We start from the raw sequence: 17,796 nt of genomic DNA, 5'->3' as shown, positions 1-17,796 counted from the left end.
ATCGGTGGTTTTTCGCTGTAGGAGGACGCTCTATCACTCAAAATTATGGACTTTTCGTTTCAACAGCCTTTCTCTTATGAATAAACTCGAGTGCAGATTGATTTTCTATAATCGTTCCCTGCTCCATCTTAATGAAACGACCGGCGACTTTTCTAGCCAGGCTCAAGTTATGCGTAATAAAAATAAGTGAAAAGCCTTTTTCGTTCTGCAATCGCTTCAATAAACGCATCACATTGGCCTGTGTCGAAGGATCAAGCATCGTGTGAATTTCATCGGCAATTAACAGCTTTGGTTGCAAAATCAGGGATCTCGCTATGGCGACGCGCTGGAGCTGCCCTCCGCTCAATTCGCTGCATTTTTGGTCAAGAAAGCCATCATGGTTCGGCAACTGCACCTGTTGCAGCAAATGCTTCACTTGCTCTAAACGGTTTGCCTGAGATCCTTGTTTGAGCACATCCAGCGGTTCCTGAATGGCCTGCTTGACTCTAAAGTAAGGACTGATTGCTGAATAGGGATCCTGCAACACCATCTGGATACCGTGCATTTTTGCTGAAACCTGCTGCATTTTTACGGGTTCATTTTCAAAAAGAATTTCGCCGCAATCCGGGGGTAATAATCCTGCCAACATCAGGCCAAGAGTCGATTTGCCGGAACCGGACTGACCGATTAGCGCCACAGCTTCACCCGCACGGATTGAAATCGAGCAGTTGTGGCAAGCAGTGCGCTTCCCAAACCTTTTGCTCACTTTGTTTGCCTGCAGTAACGTTACAATACCACCGCGTAAACAGGAGACACGTTGATTATCCTCATCGCAATCTTGCAGTTCAGGTCGTTCTGTTGCACATCGTTCGATCGCTTGCGTGCAGCGATTGTAAAACGTACAGCCACCATGGACAGAGGGCAGGCGCAGCGATGGAATGCCCCATAAGTCAAGATAGGGATTCAGTTCCGGAGAAGACTGAATTAGCCCCAGGGTATAAGGATGTTGTGGTTCATGCAACAAGTTGCTTGTATGCCCCTCTTCCATCACCTGACCCTGATCAAGCACGATTAACTTGTCTGTCAGGCTTTGAATGACGGGGAATTCATGCGAAATGACCAAAAGTGCAAATCTGAATTGTCGCTGCAGCGTATCGATCAAGGTTATGATCTCTTGCTTAAGCTCTGTATCCATAGCGGTTGTAGGTTCATCGAGAATCACCAACTGCGGTTCGCAAGCCAGCGCCATAGCGAGCAAAAACCGCTGCCGCATGCCACCGGAAAGCTGGTGTGGATACATGCCCATAATATCCTCTTCTAGTTGGACCAACCGTATGTAATCGGCCGCTACGGCATACGCTGCTTTCTTATCCATGCTCTTGTGCTTGATCAACGGTTCTACGATTTGTTGCGATAGTGTTAAAACAGGATTTAAAACGTGCAATCCGTTTTGAAACATGAGTGCAACCTGATTCCAGCGAATGCGATTGCGCTCGGATTCTTTTAGCGTCAAAAAAGAAACCCCATCATAGCAAATGTCACCGCTGTGAATATGTTCATCTCGGATCAAGCCCATCAATGCTCGGGCTACTGTCGTTTTTCCACTGCCGGATTCACCGATTAGACCAAGTCGCTCACCGGCGCGAAGCGTGAAAGACAGATCGTAAATCGCCCTTTGCCGATTAGCTTGAGACGGGTAAGTGATTTTCAAATGTTGAACGGCGACTGAAAACATCGGGGCCTCCTTATTCGCGGACAAAGTCCGACTTTTTCTCCAGCTCCCGTGTCAGGAGAGCAAGAGAGAGTACAAACAATAGCAGAGCAGCCAAAGGTGAAATCACCCACCACTTCCAAAACGGCGTATAATAGATGCTTTTAAATTGCACTGCATGATGCAAAATCAATCCCCAGCTTCTGGATAGCGGATCGCCCAAGCCGAGATAGGACAAGCTGGCTTCAGCAATCACAGCGTGATTCACCAAGCGAATGCAGCTTACCAACATTAAAGGCGTCAGTGACGATAGAAAATGATGCGTAATGATATGCCATAATGAAGCTCCATAACTGCGGGACAACCACACATAAGGCTCTTCCTTGAGTGCGAGAGCTTTAGCTCGAATCAGACGAGCCGGTGTCATCCACGTAAAGAGAGATAGAATCAATAAAATATTGAACAGGCTGGGACCGAAAAAAGCGCCGCATACAATCATAATCGGCAAGGAAGGCAATGCCAGCGCCGCATCAGCCAATCGCATTATAAGCCGATCCAGCCAGCCGCCTTTATACCCTGACAGCATGCCAAGCAGTGCTCCACCAAGACCGGCCAAGCATGCTGTGCCTAGCCCGATAAGCAGACTGGTTCGTGTTCCTTGAACCAATTGGGCCCACAAATCAATCCCTAAATCGTCGCTGCCCAGCCAATGCGTTCTGTCAGGCGGCTGGAGGGCTTTGGTGGAGGGCTCATATGTGGAATGCAGGGACAATAGGTTGGCGAAAACGGCTACGAAAATATACAAGAGGAAAACAACCAACGCCAGCTTACCGCTCATCGATAGGCGGCTTAAAAACCTGAGGATGCTCATGGGGCGCTCACTCTCGGATCCAGTTTTCTTAGAACAAAATCTGCGAACGCATTCATCGACAGCACCATTAACGAAAACATCAGAAAAATTCCTTGAATAACCGGATAGTCACGCAGCATGACCGCTTCTTGCATAAACAGGCCAATACCGGGATAGCGAAAAACATTCTCAACCAAAATAGCACCGCCTAACGCGGTACCCAAGCTGAGAAAAACTCGGGTTACGATAGGCGGAAGCGCGTTGCGAAAGGCATGGCGGAAGATAAGGGTCGACGGGTTTAACCCCTTTGCTCTTGCGGTTGTTAAGTAAACTTTATCCAGCACTGACAGCATGCTGCTACGCGAATATAGATAGGATGCGCCGACGCTCGAGAAAGACAACGTCAAAACTGGAAGCACTGCATGATGTACCCGGTCCGCCGCAAGCTCCACCCAACTCGAAAATGATTGGTAATGGCTTTTTCCGCCTGAAAGCGGAAACCAGTCCAAGGTGGCAGACAACCAGAAGAGGAGGAGGATGCCGAATATAAAACCGGGAATTTCGGCTAACAGGACAAACACGACATACATGGATTGATCCATTGCTTTTCTATGCTGCCAGGCCGACAGACAGCCCAAGATGGAACCGATAACCGTACTGATCACAAGCGCTGCAGCTACCATCGATAGCGTCCAGCCGATTCGATCCATGATCATCGGCAGCACGGCTTTCTTATAAAATAGACTGTATCCCCAATCACCATGAAAAAGGCCGCCGATGTAGCTCATAAATTGGATTGGAAGCGGCTTGTCAAGCCCGTAGAACGCATAGTAGAGTAACAATTGTTCTTCCGTATAGGAAACCGAGGTGGAACCGTCCTCCGTATTGAGCATTAGAAACGGATCCCCTGGCATTAACCGTGGGATCGCAAAATTGATAATCAAGAGAAGCAGCAAGGCCAATAAAAAATGCAGCACTTTTTTGATAAATCGCGAAGATACGAACATCGCTCCACTACTTTCTGGTTAAATAAGTCAGCTTGCTGTGTTGGGCGTAATGGTGATCATACATGTATATCCAGCCGTCAAATTTGTTCGGACGAAACACAAAATACGATTTCTGGTTAAACAACGTGAGTGCAGGGACTTCTTCCGCAATCTGTTCTTGCAGTTGGTTGATGATTTCATGACGCTTGTTCTCATCCGGTTCCACCATTTGCTTGGCCGCCAGTTGATTGATTGCGTCATTCTTATAACCGATCGTTTCTGAAGAGCCTTGACTGTTTGGATTCGTAGCAAAGGTCATGCGCAGTAGATCCGGGTCCCCTCCCCAGCCGCCTGTCACACTCAAGGTTAACTCATAGTTTCCGCTACGAGCCATTTCATCGTTTGTTTTCGTATCATACGTTTGAACGTTGAGCACAATCCCGGCTTTTTTCAGACTGATTTTGATCAGTTCGGCGGTCCGCACAGTTTGTTCCGTATTCGGGATGTTCAGTTTAAACGTAAGCTCCTTGCCGTTAAGCAGCTGCTTCGCTTTGGCCGGATCAAACGGATAGGATTTGATCTTGTTGTTGTAGTAAGGATGTTCTTGAGGCAAGTATCCGGCGCTTCCCGGTATTCCCGCACCCCGAAGCACTTTCTCCACCAAGTCCGCCTGATCAATCGCATAGACAAATGCCTGGCGGACGGCTTTGTCTTTCAATTCAGGCCGCTTTTCCATATTAAAGTTAAGACGCACTCCATGAAATGGCGGGTTTTGGATCACGCGATATTCCGGGTTATTTTGAAAGCGGGACAACACATCCGGAGTAATTTCTGCGATGTCAAGTTCTCCTTTTTCAAAAGCCAATACCGGTTCGCTGACCGGAACTTGTTCGATGACATTCACACGAGGTTTTGGCCCCCAATAAGCGTCAAACGCCTTGAAACGATATGTCCCTTGTCCGCCATTGTAATCATCAAGCGTGTAAGGGCCTGATCCTACAAGCGCTTTTGGATCCGTCAACGATACTGGATTTTCAACACCTTCCCAAATATGCTTCGGGATAATTTTCATGGAATATCCAATTTTCTCCAAGTATGAGGCGTTGGGTTGTTTGACGGTAATTCGCATCTGGTTTTTTCCGACGACTTCTACTTTTTCTACAAACGTTTCTTTTCCTTCGACAAGCATATTGCGGACAGGGGGGTGTTTCAAATAATAGTCATAGGAAAACTTGACATCTTCTGCCGTTAATAGGGTGCCATCATGCCAGTGTACATTGTCACGGATCATAAACAAATAGGATTTTCCACCTTTTTCGATTTTCCAATCGGTGGCCAGCCACGGAATCAGACCCTTCTCGTCCTTTTCCAGAAGTCCGTCAAACAGCAAATACATATTGTACAAACCCGGCCCGCGTGTGGAATGGGTAAACGGAGACGGGAGACCGTAGTCGCCGCCCGCCAACCGGATGACAAGCGGGGCAGCTTGGTTTACCGTATGCACGTCCGAGGCAGGCACATTTTGGGAGCATGCTGTCAGTACAATAGCGAAGAAAGAGAGAACGATGATCTTAACGGATTTCAATTTGAATCCCTCCATTCTATAAAGCCACAAGAATATGGCCAAAGCGTGTTGCGGTCTGAATCGGCACCGAATTCGGATATTTCTCTGCTATGTAGCTTTGTACCCTCTGTTTCGTGTCGGCAACAATCGGGATACGATGAACGGGCAGTAATTTCATGATGGATTCCAACGCCTCCTCAGGCGACATCAGAACGTCACGTTTTTCTTCGAACACGCGAAACTCGAATTGATATTGACGGGCATAGAGTATATTCAGCATGTAGACGATATCCAAACGCATGTCTGGCTGTTCTCCTCCCATCAGCAACGGCCATAACTCACGTATGAGGTTATGCTCCCTTTTTCCAGCATACATGCTTAGAAAGCAATACTTTCGGGCGCATTGCAACGCCTTTTCGAGATATTGCCAACTGCTGATGGCCGGGCACATGGAGGCGAATACGAGATCAAAGGCCTGGTTCCAGCCTTCACGATCGACATGAATGTCTTCCCATAATGCCTCCTTTCCGTCGATGACGACGCCGTGGCTGTGGGCATTTTGCTGCAGCAGTTCGAGCATGGCCGAAGAAGGATCAAGCGCCGTCACCTGAGCCGAACGCAGGGCAAAAGGGACGGCAAAAGCTCCAGGGCCGGAACCGATATCCAGTACCGTGGTGCCTTCGAAACTTACGCCAAGCTGCTCCAGCCATTGAATGACTGGCTCTGTCCGTTTTTTCCCCGCATCTCCAAGGACGTTCCCGGCAAAAGATTGCGCTCGGGTGTTCCACATAGTGATCGCTAGATCCCCGTGTTGTTTTTGCGTGTGCTGCCAGACTTGATCCCACGAGGAGCAATCCTTAATATTGACATTTATCATAGCACTCACCTCATTATTATATTAACTAGCATTTTCGAAACTATATTCACGAAATCTATCAAACTTCTACAACCAAGGTAACTGCGAGCTGAATTCCTCCTTTTTTTCTGACGATTGGCATGTAGTTTTGTAACTCCCCTAATTGAAAATGATTATCATTCCTATTGGTATCTTACTTGAAAACATATCTATGATCCAATGCATTTTATGTAATAATATCATTGATTTAAAGGAATGAGCGGTGGATGCGACATGTATCGGAGTTCTATTAGGGGGTCGTGGGTACGTAAAAAAGCATGCGGCAAATTCGCCGCATACTCAGAATGTCGAGACCCCTCGACAGTATTTGTTATGGATTAGTGGTATATCATGATTACATTGTCTCTTTGGATATCGACACAAAATATTCTAATACTACATGACGGAATTCCTGAGCAATCCGCGAAATGTACCTACTTTTGTGCCATAACAAGGCAATCTCACGTACCAACTCGTGGTCCTCTAATTTGAGATAACAGATATGTTCCTGTGGATTCCTTGCTGTACTTGGTATAAAAGCTATGCCAATTTCTGCTTCCACAAGAGCGGTTAGCCTAGCAGGTTCATCTCCCTCATATACGTATTTAGGTGCAAATCCAACTGATTTGCACATAGAGTCCACTAGATCGCGAGTACCGTAGCCTCTCTTTACACCGACAAACCATTCATCCTTTAATTCTGCCAAGGATACGCTGCTTTGTTCTGCCAGACGATGCCCTTTGGGAACGGCTACTAGAATCGGATCTAAGTACACGATTTGGCATTCAATGTCATCCCCTTGTATTGAAGGTGAAGACAAGCAAAAATCGACCTCACCTCTATGAAGAAGCGTAACCATTTCCTGTGTGGTCAGCATTTGTACATGAAATTGAACATTGGGGCGATTTTTCCGAAACTCTCGAAGGATATTTGGCAGCTTGCTTGCGGCGGTCACCGCCAATTCGAGTGTGCCATATTCCGGGCTGGATAAATCACTAAGCTCCTGCTTCCCCTGCTCCAATTCAAACAAAGCTCTTTCTGCACGGTGAAGGAATCTTTTTCCGTACTCATTCAATCGCAGCTTCCTCCCTATTCGATTGAATAGGGGGACCCCTAAATCCTCCTCCAAGCGTTGTATCGTTTTGCTTAGTGACGATTGCGTAACGTGCAGACTTTGCGCAGCTTCGGTCACATGCTCCAATCGAGCTAATGTAAGAAAATATCGTAGTTGAAGTAGTTCCATATCGCACTCTCCATTCATTCCTTCGTGTCACTGAAATCATAACATAAAATGCATTGGAATGAATAATTCGTTTCGAGTTTTCACTTCATCTCCCAGCTGTTAGAAATAATTAGCTTTGTGTTTCACAATCAGAGCGCATGTCTCCTGCAGCACCAATATCATTTCCATCTGCATTTCCTTGATGGATCGGCATTGCATGACTCTCTCAATAGGCTGAATATCATTCAGGACCCATTCTTGGCGAAGGCTTCCAAAGTCGTTAATGGTTTTGACGATCGTCCCCACCAAATCGAACATTAAAATCCCCAACGACTTGTTGAAAAAAAACCGTACCGTCATTTCCAATGATAATGCCATAGTCCATAGCCTCCGTATAGGCCGCTGGAATAGCATTGAGTTGGTCATGGAAGCCGCTAACCGCTGCGGTAAATTCAATGGTCATCCGGTCGTGAAGGAACGTTTGCGTTTCGGAAATAATATTCTGCAGCTCAGCAGCCATTGGCTGAGGATGATTGCCATTCATATTCACAATACAGGCCAACATCTCGTCGATATCCACCATGTATCCCGCATGGTTCTTACGCAGCAGCTCATCAAATACATTGGACAAGATGAAATGGGCGATGTTTAAAGCACCGCTTCACCAGTCGGTCGAGTCTGGATCAGATTTGCTCTTCCCGCTATTTGCCTTACTCGATCCAATTCCCGGCATTTTGGAAAGTTTGGGTGAAAAGATCCCGGAATCAGGTTGAATAGTCCGGCGGACAAATGTGCGAAGAGTCAGGAGCTACTTATTCGCTGGGCTTTGCCTCCTTCTTCCTAAAAGGTGAAGTCGAAATCGACATCCTCCAGTAATGAGGCCACCTTGAACTCCATGCTCATGCTCCGTCCTTTCGCCAATTCGTACAATCGGCCCAGCTCTGCGGCAAGTCCGTTGAGTGGCGCCTTTTCGATCGCCTGCTCGAATAAAGATTTATACTCCTGAAATGGCTCGTCGTCGCCCAGCCGCGCTTTGACGGCTTTATTCGCTTTAGCGTACAGAGCGTCCGGCGTTTTGCCCTTCAACGGTTCCAAGGCGGACAGAATCGGTTCGAGCTCATCGAGCTGCCGCATCAGCAATGCTATGGCATCGGGGTCGCCGAAATCAGCTTGCGGCTCCACGAATTCGGCTCTGAGCACCCTGTTCGCCTCTCTATGATTGAATAATTGGCTTACAGCCCATTCAAACCGGTTAAACAAAGCCGTACGACGCAGGTCATACCGCTCGTGCAATACCTGCTTATTCACATCGTCGACCGACCCAACATGATACTTTCTTTTGCCGATGCCATGATCGTCGCGAACCTCATTTTCCACCGAATTAATATTCAGGTATTCCTCGGAGTTATGCCACAGCTTCTTGTCTGCCTTGCCTCCCACGCCAAACTGGTCGACGCCGACAAAGGAATCAGGCACCATCCCTTTCATGAAACGGGACGCGTGCCCCAATTCATGGCCGACCGTGACAAATTCCGGCGTGGCAATTTCCTGGTTCTCTTGGCCGACCATTTTTTTCATCCCTTCGTTGTTAATGCGTACCAGGCTGCCCGTTGATTGGCCGGTCTTATATACTTTGCCATTGAATTTGAAATAGGGCTGCCCGCGGTTCTCATGTAAAAACCGATTGATTGCGGAGGCGTCTCCCACCTCTCCCCCATACTCGGGAATTGCAGCCATATCCACTCCCGTCAGTTCGTCATCTTTAGCGGGTTTGAAATTGTAGCGTTTATCTTTCGATTCCAGATCGCTCCGCGGGATTGCCTCGTTTGAAGTCGTATCAGCGATGCCGGTGTTAGTCAACTCTGTGGCAAAATTGGAAGACAAAATGACCTGTTTTTTATCGCTGTCCTGCGCTGCATTCAGCTCGGCAATCAACTTCCGGCCGTTCGGCCCCTGCAGCAGCTTAGCGATAGCGGCCAACATCCGGTCACGAAAGCCTTCCGTTTTTTCCAAAATTTTAATGTTGCCTGCTCCCGCCACGATTTCCCGCCAAATCGTATGGACGGTTTCGATGGCCTCGTCCCCCATGCCGGCCGTGTCGATCGGAACAAGCGCTTCTTGCCGCGCGATTTCCTTAACAAGTTCGCGGTGCTCGTCCTCGCTTTCCCTCAGCAACGACATCAGCAAGGTGCCGTTCGGAACTTCATTGATCTTCCTTTCAACGAATGTATTCATCCAACTGTGGATATGCGTATCTAATTGCTTCAAGGCATGCAGTCGCATTTGACCATTTGCGTCGTTTTCACTGCTGAGCGACCGGTATTGCTCCAGTTGCCCGGCAATCTGCTCTAGCAGTTCGTTTTGCCCTTCCCGAGGAGTACGTTGAGTGAGAAACGTATCTCTGTCTCTCATCATTTGAATCGTCGTCGAAGGGGTTTGGGAACGGGTTAGCCATTGACCGACCGCTCGATTTCCCACCGTCTCCTGCAATTGCAGCACATGCGACCACATCGTAGCCGGGATATCCCGATTCGTTTCCGTGGGGCGGACCGGGCTATTTCGCTTGCCTTGTCCCTCCGTCCGATTGCGTGTCCGTTCCATAAGTTCCCTCTTTTCATTAAAAAAGTCTGAATTTGGTTACCTGCCGCGCGATCCCACCCGATCTCTACTTGTCGATCTATCCTTGTTGTCCCATTCAGTCTAGCACCCGTGCCAGGCATTGACAATCGGGAAAAGCAGCCTCATGGCCAGTCGCACAAAAAAACGCCCCCCGGTGGCAGGAGCGTTCGTTCTTCATGAAAAGCTTAACATTCCGTTTGCCTGGGTGTGCTTCGATGCACCACTCCCCGCTGTCTCTTCCAGGTGTCTTGGACAGAACTTCTCCTTTTGCCTGTTCTACTTTTGTCATTTTCCATCTTTTAGTATAACACAAGTTTTTTCCCATTCAGCTAACGATTTAACAGAAATAAACGCTAAGGAGATTTTGGCTCGGTTAACAAGAACAAGATGCAGACGCTTTACCAGCGCGCGTCATCTTGTTCTTTCGGGTCGGACTTCGGATCGTACCTCTCGCCTACAATCCTATAAGTCCTTGCCGCTCCGATTTCGGGAGCTTGGCGACGACGAGCTGGTAGGATTCCCAAAGCATCGTTACAATGACGTCTTCAGGCACCGTACCGTTAAGAATAACGGTATTCCAGTGAGTCTTGTTCATGTGGTACCCGGGAATGACAACCCCGGGATAGCTCTCGCGCTGCAGCCAAGCTTCGTCTGGTGATGTTTTCAGATTGATGCTCTCCACGCCCTGCTGATTGCCGAGCAAAGCGAACATTTTATTGCGGACATACAGGACCGGCATATGCGGGTCGAACGGATACCTTAGGCTGGTGCCGTAGTAGCTGAGCCCTAGCTCAATTAATTGTTCATGATTCATAAGTTCGGTCCACCTCGTCCCGTTCATTTGGCCATCTTGGCAGGAAGAAGGACTGTCCGTTTTCCTGCCTAATGGAATATTACCAAAATCACGATGCCGAGCAAACCCTTATTCTTCTGAACGCCAAGCTCATGGGGCGAACGGTGACACTCTGAAGAACCTCTTGCAGAAACCATTTCATGTTTCTCTATGTTATTGTGACAGTTCCATTACGGATTAAATAGATTCACAAGCATAGACATTTTCATTCATAGTGGTGGCTGTCAGGCCATGGTAGTTTGGGATACCCCCTTCTGTTATTCAGATCAATTCCATTACCTTTGTCTTGATCATTTATCCACGGTTACTGACTTGCTCTCGATTCATCAATAGACATTCCGCATAATCCGGGTCCTCCAAGAGCGTCAGCCGTTGATTTTCTTTACGAAGGGTGATGAGCTCTTTTTCCTCAGGAGTACGATTGGCCTTCTCCGTGAACGTTCCTGAGTTTTGACTTTGTTTAATCCACCGATCTAAGGCTGATGCGCTCAAATTATACCATCTGGCTTTTGAATTCGTCTGTGAATTTACGTCTTTCTTTGGGCATAGTAGTTTCGCTCCTTGTCTAATGGCCTATTCTACTAGCCCTCAATTTATCTGTCCAACTTACTGTAGCCGATCCGAAGCAATTCTTAGTAAAACCAAATATAAATGTCCCTTTCCGAGATTTCGAAAAGGGACTCATGACGAACTAATCTGTATACGATTACCTACGCCTTTATTGGAAACATGAACTTATCTTATCCATTAAGCAATTTGCCATTGAACAAAATGTTAAGCGTTCGAATAAACAGAACGATCAGAACAAAACTAACCAATGCCAGAATGACCGCGGCGATAGCGATTAACAGCCAGGACTGCACGAACATCGCATACTTCAAAGCGGCATTGCTAAGCGCAGCCATCGGAAAGCTTACAGCCCACCAAGAAGCACCGAACGGTACAGACTTTTTGAAGACTTTAAAAAACAGGACCATGAATAAAAACAAGCCAAAGTAAAACAAGATAGATGCGAACTGATCAATTCGTTGCATGATATTCGTATAGCCAAGAAAGCCAACCTCAAACGGTGCAATCATAATGATCAAGGAAGGCGTTAATCCAGCTGGCAGTGGAGCCTGATGGATCAATCTGGATACGATCAAAGTAAAGAAAACTAAAGCAACAATTCCGCCGATCGCTAAGGACAACAGATTAATTTCATGCGCCCAAGGAAACGGCATCGTTCCGCCAGCGACGGACACGTCGATTGTAGCCACCCCAGGAATAAGCCATGGAGGAACCGCATTTCCTGGTTCTTGATTCCCCTTTAACAATCGTGAAACGAAGACAAAACTAAGCACTAAAGTGGTCGCTGTACCGAAAATCCAAAAAGCTTGGCCTAATAATTGGCTGTAGGTACCTAACACGGAAGAAAGCAATAGAATCGCAATCGTGATCGTACCAAAAAAGTTTCCTGAGATAGGATGCGTAAATTCGCCTACCACTTTCTGAGGGTACAAAACCCATTTAGAAATATAACCTATGCTTAACACGATAAACATAAGAACCGCAACAATTCCAATAATATCAGCGATGACGGGGGAAGTGCCAAATAGCTTGCTCGCTTGTCGCCATGCCAAAGACAAACCAGAAATACCCATAACTGCCCCGAATAAATTAACTGGCAGGAATTGCACGGATCCGATGCTTCTTTGTTTCTGTACGGCAGCTAATGTTTGCATAAAAAGTCACCACTTTCTTTGTATTGTATTATCCAATTAACTAGCAAATTAAAATGCTTATTGGCAAGCAGGTCCTCTCTACTGGTGATAATATACCTTCGATGAACCAGTTAGCCGATCACCCTCTATATAAATAGAAACATGATTCATTGGGTATACTCACAATTGAAGAACGAAGGTTTCTGATTATACAAAAGACCCGTGGGACATGAATCCCATACGAAGCGGAAATTGAAGAGTATAAGCGGAATACCCTTATTATCCTTTGTCAGCTTGATGGCTCCATTCCCGCTCAAAACCAATTAATCTCCTGCATATTGCGGCTAGTAGCGGGTAAAACTATACGTATGGATAGCTCCATAAACGATAGATGCCAAATGTCTATGCTTCCACCCTCCTCAAAGGGTTTCCTTATCTTAACCTTGTCCCGAAAAGTAATCAATATCGTTGTTTCTATTATTACTATAGATAAAAACTATCGAATGGCCCCCTCACACAACCGGCAAAATGCAAGACAAACCTATCCTTTCTAGCCCTAACCGGCACTTGGGGTACCAAGAAAGGCTCATTATTCCAGAAGATCCCCTTTGACAAGAACTTGATGTCATAAAGGAGCAAAACTTTATTCCATTCCCGCGCACGAATGATTCAAAATAAAAAAACATTGCTTTATGGGCAATGTTTAGGTGCAGTTTAATCGTTATTTTATTTAAATTTTAATTGCCCGAGCCCCCAGCGTGCTACCAGGCGGACGCGCCGTCGTCGACCACGTAATTGGAGCTTGTGATGTATACCGCCCGGTCTGAAGCAAGGAAGGTCGCGATTTCCACGCTCTCCTCGGATTGACCAAATAGGTTTAGGAGCGTCTTGCAAAAAAATAGATGGGAGTCGTAAACACTGTCGTTTGTTGGGCGCCCCCATGACAAAAGAATCGCGTCTTTCATAGAAGCGGACCAATTTTTTCCCACAAATGGATCTGGAGTGTCACATCATTATCTATTATGGGTTCGAACTTGCTGAACTGGATTTGCTCGCCATTTAGCCATATAGACAAGGTTTCCTCTGCTGCATGAATGGAAGAGAATACAGAAGTAAACAAGAATAGGGAAAGAAATAAAGCGCTAATTTTTTTCATCTGCATATAAGCTCCTTCTAGTGAAATGATATTTAGCCACATGAACAAGGCTTTCTCTGCTGCATGAACGGAGGAGAATATAGAAGTAAGCAAGAATAGGAAAATAAATAAAGCGCTAATTTTTTTCATCTGCGTATAAGCTCCTTCTGGTAATTACCCATAAAAAATAACACTTAGCTCATCTCGCTCTTGGGATCTCTTGCTGGGCAAGCCCCAGGCGATATCACGGAACACCTTGTACGATAAGCCAACAGATTCGTCGCGGTTCCAATAGGATGCTCATTTCCTATCCTACCAGCCTCATCGAAACGGAGCCTAAACGAATAGATTAACATCAGCTTAATTTTGCTCCTGCTGTTTAGGTTCTGTTAATATGAGTATGACAAGAACAGCTGTTGCTATTCTCCGAATGACAAAGAAGACAAAGTTGTTTGTCGGCCACCGGCGATGTTGATTTCTTTTGTTTGACTTTTGAAAATAGGGATGTCCCCGTGACTTTTGGGATAGCCTCTTTTCAAGCTTATTCTGTTAGGCTCTTTTCTTTGTCGTGAAGTTAGGCAAACACCTTTCGGTCGATTATTAAGGCAAGGCATAACAAAAAGGCCGGGGGCAATTACTCCGGCCTTTTTGATTAGCTATCCACTCGTTCTATTTTCGTAAAGATATGTTATTAAACTTTTCGGATTCACTACACCCAAAACCCTTTGAAATTGCGTTTTTTTTGATTTCCTTGTAACTCCTGCAAACATCTTTAAAGCTTGGTAACGCAACGTTTTAACGCAAAGATTCTTCGCATCTTGATATGCGTGTTTTCAACATTTTTATCATGGTACTGTCCCGCCTAAACCCGCATGGAATCATGAAGTATCCCGTGTTCGTCATTTATTCTGATAACGTACAAATGATTCATCATCTGTACAAACTCATGGTTATCCTGCAGCTCTGAGGAGAAGTGGAAGCTGCATCTTTTGCCAGATTTGTAATTGGTGTAGCAGCGTTTGAAGGAAGGGTTCGTTCACGTGTATCTCATAGCATACAAAAGGGTGCCCCAGGTCAAGGGACCTTTTGGGGCACCCGCTTTGCCGGGATCAGGCTCTTCTGCCGCCGTCCACCGGGAGCACGACGCCGGTTATATAAGAGGCATGATCGCTCAGAAGCCAGGCAGCCGCTTGCGCAATCTCATTAGGATCGGCAGCACGTCTAAGAGGCGTCAATGAGTTGTTTTTTTCGATAATTGCCGGATCTTGAGCAACCCATTGCTCGATCATCTCCGTCATGGTGGTGCCAGGTGCAATTGCGTTCACCCGAATGCCAGCAGGCCCGTATTCAATGGCGGCCGTTTCGGTTAGACTATTAACAGCCCGTTTGGAGGCTGCGTATGCAGACAACCCCGGATTTCCTATAAAGCTGCCCACGCTGCTGTTATTGAGAATGGCACCGGCGCCAGCGGTACTGAGCATAGCTTTGATTTCAGCTTTCATTGCTACCCAGATACCTTTGTAATTTACAGCATTAAGAAGGTCGAAATCTTCTTCTTTGACCTCTGCTAGGGGCGATACGGGGATCAAGATACCGACGTTATTGAACGCTATATCGAGGCGGCCGTGACGTTCTACTGTCATTTGAACCGCCCGTTCGATGCTCGCGGAATTGGCCAGATCGGCGACAATGTAATCGGCTCTCCCTCCTTTCGCGGTAATATCCTCTACTACAGAGCGTAGTGCTTCTTCAGTTCTTGCGATGAGCGTAATCAACGCGCCTTCTTCGGCGAAGAGTTTGGCTGCGGCTGCTCCGATGCCTCGGCTGGCACCTGTAACCAGAGCTACCTTATTGCTAAGCATTCCCTCACAATTATTGTTTTTTTGACGAGTTGTTGTTTGCATGACCTATCTCCTTTAAATTGGTATTGGTATTGATTGAAGCAATTTCTATTCTTGAGTATAATTTCATAATACACTTGTGACGAGATGCTGCTTGATCATAGGTTTATTAGTACTAGGATTAAGGAGGGGTTGAAATGAACGATAGCGAGCGCCGCTCAGCTCTAGGTGATTTTTTGCGTAAACGGAGGTCCAGCCTTTCTCCGGATGATGTAGGATTACCGGTTGGCACTCGCCGCCGAACAGCCGGATTACGTCGGGAAGAGGTCGCACAACTGGCGAATATCGGCACATCCTGGTACATATGGCTGGAGCAGGGACGTGATGTCCACCCATCAGTACAAGTACTGGAAAGTCTTGCTACGGCTCTAAGGCTTAGTCCCAATGAACGCCGTCATCTTTTTTTTCTTGCGGGCGAATCATTGCCACCTAACTTGTCTCCTCAAGTAGAAGGTATCGGATTAGCCTACCAAAGGATGCTGGATGACCTTAATCCGAATCCTGCATATGTTTTGGGCAGACGCTGGGATTTTGTGGCCTGGAATGATGCTGCAGATGAGATTTTTTCTATTTCCGAAGCGTCACCGCCTCATGATTTCAACTTAATCTGGCGACTTTTTACTAACCCGGGATGGAAGAAACGCTTCAGTAATTGGGAACAAACCGCCCGAGGAATCATTGCGGAATTCCACACTGCATCAGCCCGTTACGTTGAAGATTCGTCATTTAACGGATTAATTGAAGATCTTAAACGGGTAAGCCCTGAGTTTAACCAGCTATGGCTGCTGCATCAAGCCCCTGGTTCTCTTGAAGGATATAAAGAAGTGGAGCATCCTGCCATGGGCCACCTGGAGTTTGATCATATTACCCTCCAAATCCCCAATGATCCTGATATGAGGGTGATGATATACACGGCTCGTGCAGAAACAAGGTTAAAATTAGAAAAATATTTGTCATCGAATGAAATTAATTCGCCTGCCGCTCCTTAGCCCCATAATTTATATAAATAAAGAGATCCCTCGCGAAAAAGCAAGGGATCTCTTTAACTCAACTAAAAAGTAAACGTCAAAAAGTCCTCATGACATGCGCAGGTGGGACTTCTTGACGCTTACTTCTATTTTAGAACTCATGGCGGCCTTTTCTTACAATTGACGCAGCTCTTGGCACGATCAGGAGCGGATCAACGGCTTGAAGTAAGAAAAGGCAAAGAGCTGGCCAGATCGATCTGGCCAGCTCTTATTATGCAGAGAAAACCTATGCGTTACGGTCATTCCACATTTTTCCTGTACGATTCAATAATTTTAACTTCATTAATATAAGTGAAGTGCCATTTTAAACATAGGGTCATCAGTCAGGTATCAGTTACACGCTACTCATTTCCGTTACATTGAATAACCTTAATCGTCCGAATATGGACAAATGCCGCTTCGAGGATCTTGGTCTTTAAAAGCTTCATCTTGCATAATTAGCATCATTCGCATTACTAATCATAAGAGACACGCCGAATTTCTCAGTATAACCTGTAGAATATCTTACTCCATTCAGGATTATTGATTTATTCAAGTTCTTGGCATTACCATCAAATATGCCCAGATCATCCATTAAAGCACTTATTTCTTTAGAAGACATGGTTACATTCGTAACTTTGATGAGTACGTGAATGGCTGTTGTCAACGCTTTAGTTGTATCTATGCTTCCGTCTTCCTTACCTGCTATTGCCAGGCTTTGCAAGTTGCCGTCATGCTTGTTTACCAAGCCTATAATACCCAGTTCATCTTTAAGCATGTAAGAGAATGCATTCACGGCGTTGCCTTCTTCAACATTTATGGAGTCAATATTAAAGACGGGCTGAAACTTACCAGCGATATCATTAAAGACGACTTGAAATTGTTCAGGATACATTCCCAGTGATACTGGTAGGTTATTGTTCTTTTGCTCCACTTTTTTCTTGGCTTCAGTTTCTGATTTCAGCTTAGCTTGGGATTTCTCGGCACTAGCACTCTTGGTGGCGGCATCCAATTCAGCTTTGCCTGGAGCAGGAACTGGGGCGACAGAAGCAACAATGTTAGAGTCTGTACTGGTTTTGGGAGATGCGATTACTAATAGGATGAACAATACTAACAAGGATCCCGTAAGAATAAAGTATTTTGTATGTAAACCATTCTTTTGGAAAGTTGAGACGATACCCCCTATTAAGCAAGCTAGAAATGCCATAAAGCTCATAAAACTAATAAAAGTCCACATGAATAAGCAACCCCAAATTTGCTTCATCGGCTGAAGAATTTGCTCGAGATCTGTCTTTTCTGATTATACCAAATATAGGTGCAGAGAACTATGCTTAAGGAGAATGTCAAATAGCCCCCACCTATTATTTAGAT

At 46.1% G+C, this 17,796-nt stretch carries 15 protein-coding genes and 1 pseudogene; 2 read left to right on the top strand and 14 right to left on the bottom strand.

The genetic code is table 11. The features are described from left to right. Positions 1 to 43 precede the first annotated feature (43 nt). From BK127_RS25980 to BK127_RS43880, 7 genes are all read right to left on the bottom strand, one after another. A complete protein-coding gene (locus BK127_RS25980) occupies positions 44 to 1,714 on the bottom strand; it encodes an ABC transporter ATP-binding protein (RefSeq protein WP_076234432.1) in 1,671 nt (556 codons plus the stop codon). 10 nt (positions 1,715 to 1,724) lie between these two features. After that, on the bottom strand, positions 1,725 to 2,561 hold the full coding sequence (locus tag BK127_RS25975) for an ABC transporter permease (protein ID WP_076234431.1): 837 nt from the start codon (positions 2,559 to 2,561) through the stop codon (positions 1,725 to 1,727). Further along, positions 2,558 to 3,547 (bottom strand): ABC transporter permease, encoded by a 990-nt coding sequence (locus tag BK127_RS25970; protein WP_218639041.1) that lies wholly within the window; start codon positions 3,545 to 3,547, stop codon positions 2,558 to 2,560. Before BK127_RS25970 ends, BK127_RS25975 begins: the two co-directional genes overlap by 4 nt. 7 nt (positions 3,548 to 3,554) lie before the next feature. Then, positions 3,555 to 5,111: an ABC transporter substrate-binding protein gene (locus BK127_RS25965; protein WP_218639040.1), complete on the bottom strand. Its 1,557-nt coding sequence runs from the start codon at positions 5,109 to 5,111 to the stop codon at positions 3,555 to 3,557. Between the two features lie 16 nt (positions 5,112 to 5,127). Next, positions 5,128 to 5,967: a class I SAM-dependent methyltransferase gene (locus tag BK127_RS25960; protein ID WP_076234429.1), complete on the bottom strand. Its 840-nt coding sequence runs from the start codon at positions 5,965 to 5,967 to the stop codon at positions 5,128 to 5,130. 373 nt (positions 5,968 to 6,340) lie between these two features. Beyond that, on the bottom strand, positions 6,341 to 7,228 hold the full coding sequence (locus tag BK127_RS25955) for a LysR family transcriptional regulator (RefSeq protein WP_076234428.1): 888 nt from the start codon (positions 7,226 to 7,228) through the stop codon (positions 6,341 to 6,343). Positions 7,229 to 7,487: 259 nt separating this feature from the next. After that, positions 7,488 to 7,838 (bottom strand): hypothetical protein, encoded by a 351-nt coding sequence (locus BK127_RS43880; RefSeq protein ID WP_179097602.1) that lies wholly within the window; start codon positions 7,836 to 7,838, stop codon positions 7,488 to 7,490. Position 7,839: 1 nt separating this feature from the next. Here BK127_RS43880 and BK127_RS43875 point away from each other — a divergent pair, with 1 nt between their 5' ends. Further along, positions 7,840 to 7,980 carry a hypothetical protein gene (locus BK127_RS43875; RefSeq protein WP_179097601.1) on the top strand — a complete coding sequence of 47 codons (141 nt, stop codon included), beginning with the start codon at positions 7,840 to 7,842 and terminating at the stop codon, positions 7,978 to 7,980. A 67-nt stretch (positions 7,981 to 8,047) separates the two neighbouring features. Here the strand turns inward: BK127_RS43875 and BK127_RS25940 are convergent, their stop codons facing one another. The 6 genes and pseudogenes from BK127_RS25940 to BK127_RS25915 form a co-directional block, all read right to left on the bottom strand. Next, positions 8,048 to 9,706, bottom strand: coding sequence for a M91 family zinc metallopeptidase (locus tag BK127_RS25940; RefSeq protein WP_179097600.1), 1,659 nt, complete (start codon positions 9,704 to 9,706; stop codon positions 8,048 to 8,050). Between the two features lie 574 nt (positions 9,707 to 10,280). Next, positions 10,281 to 10,640 (bottom strand): MmcQ/YjbR family DNA-binding protein, encoded by a 360-nt coding sequence (locus tag BK127_RS25935; protein ID WP_076234424.1) that lies wholly within the window; start codon positions 10,638 to 10,640, stop codon positions 10,281 to 10,283. A gap of 390 nt (positions 10,641 to 11,030) precedes the next feature. After that, positions 11,031 to 11,177: pseudogene (locus BK127_RS25930) on the bottom strand (transposase); the annotation flags it as partial. A 242-nt stretch (positions 11,178 to 11,419) separates the two neighbouring features. Beyond that, on the bottom strand, positions 11,420 to 12,403 hold the full coding sequence (locus BK127_RS25925) for an SLAC1 anion channel family protein (protein WP_076234422.1): 984 nt from the start codon (positions 12,401 to 12,403) through the stop codon (positions 11,420 to 11,422). Positions 12,404 to 13,343: 940 nt separating this feature from the next. Further along, positions 13,344 to 13,667: a hypothetical protein gene (locus BK127_RS25920; protein ID WP_076234421.1), complete on the bottom strand. Its 324-nt coding sequence runs from the start codon at positions 13,665 to 13,667 to the stop codon at positions 13,344 to 13,346. Positions 13,668 to 14,626: 959 nt separating this feature from the next. After that, entirely contained in the window at positions 14,627 to 15,421 is a 795-nt protein-coding gene (locus BK127_RS25915; RefSeq protein WP_076234420.1) for an SDR family NAD(P)-dependent oxidoreductase, read from the bottom strand. Between the two features lie 134 nt (positions 15,422 to 15,555). On the opposite strand from BK127_RS25915, the gene BK127_RS25910 reads away from it, so the two are divergent. Beyond that, positions 15,556 to 16,407: a helix-turn-helix transcriptional regulator gene (locus tag BK127_RS25910; RefSeq protein ID WP_076234419.1), complete on the top strand. Its 852-nt coding sequence runs from the start codon at positions 15,556 to 15,558 to the stop codon at positions 16,405 to 16,407. Between the two features lie 463 nt (positions 16,408 to 16,870). On the opposite strand, the gene BK127_RS25905 is transcribed toward BK127_RS25910, so the two are convergent. Continuing rightward, entirely contained in the window at positions 16,871 to 17,662 is a 792-nt protein-coding gene (locus tag BK127_RS25905; RefSeq protein ID WP_076234418.1) for a hypothetical protein, read from the bottom strand. Positions 17,663 to 17,796: the final 134 nt, after the last annotated feature.

It is taken from the genome of Paenibacillus sp. FSL H7-0331, assembly GCF_001956045.1.
Note: the sequence above shows the minus strand (reverse complement) of the source record. Positions and strands in the feature narration are given on the sequence as shown.

Bases quoted from the DNA above. Each gene is read 5' to 3' on its own strand.
- BK127_RS25975 (WP_076234431.1), bottom strand. From the start codon at position 2,561: ATGAGCATCCTCAGGTTTTTAAGCCGCCTATCGATGAGCGGTAAGCTG.
- BK127_RS25980 (WP_076234432.1), bottom strand. From the start codon at position 1,714: ATGTTTTCAGTCGCCGTTCAACATTTGAAAATCACTTACCCGTCTCAA.
- BK127_RS25920 (WP_076234421.1), bottom strand. From the start codon at position 13,667: ATGAAAAAAATTAGCGCTTTATTTATTTTCCTATTCTTGCTTACTTCT.
- BK127_RS25960 (WP_076234429.1), bottom strand. From the start codon at position 5,967: ATGATAAATGTCAATATTAAGGATTGCTCCTCGTGGGATCAAGTCTGG.
- BK127_RS25970 (WP_218639041.1), bottom strand. From the start codon at position 3,547: ATGTTCGTATCTTCGCGATTTATCAAAAAAGTGCTGCATTTTTTATTG.
- BK127_RS25955 (WP_076234428.1), bottom strand. From the start codon at position 7,228: ATGGAACTACTTCAACTACGATATTTTCTTACATTAGCTCGATTGGAG.
- BK127_RS25935 (WP_076234424.1), bottom strand. From the start codon at position 10,640: ATGAATCATGAACAATTAATTGAGCTAGGGCTCAGCTACTACGGCACC.
- BK127_RS25915 (WP_076234420.1), bottom strand. From the start codon at position 15,421: ATGCAAACAACAACTCGTCAAAAAAACAATAATTGTGAGGGAATGCTT.
- BK127_RS25905 (WP_076234418.1), bottom strand. From the start codon at position 17,662: ATGTGGACTTTTATTAGTTTTATGAGCTTTATGGCATTTCTAGCTTGC.
- BK127_RS25910 (WP_076234419.1), top strand. From the start codon at position 15,556: ATGAACGATAGCGAGCGCCGCTCAGCTCTAGGTGATTTTTTGCGTAAA.
- BK127_RS25925 (WP_076234422.1), bottom strand. From the start codon at position 12,403: ATGCAAACATTAGCTGCCGTACAGAAACAAAGAAGCATCGGATCCGTG.
- BK127_RS43875 (WP_179097601.1), top strand. From the start codon at position 7,840: ATGAAATGGGCGATGTTTAAAGCACCGCTTCACCAGTCGGTCGAGTCT.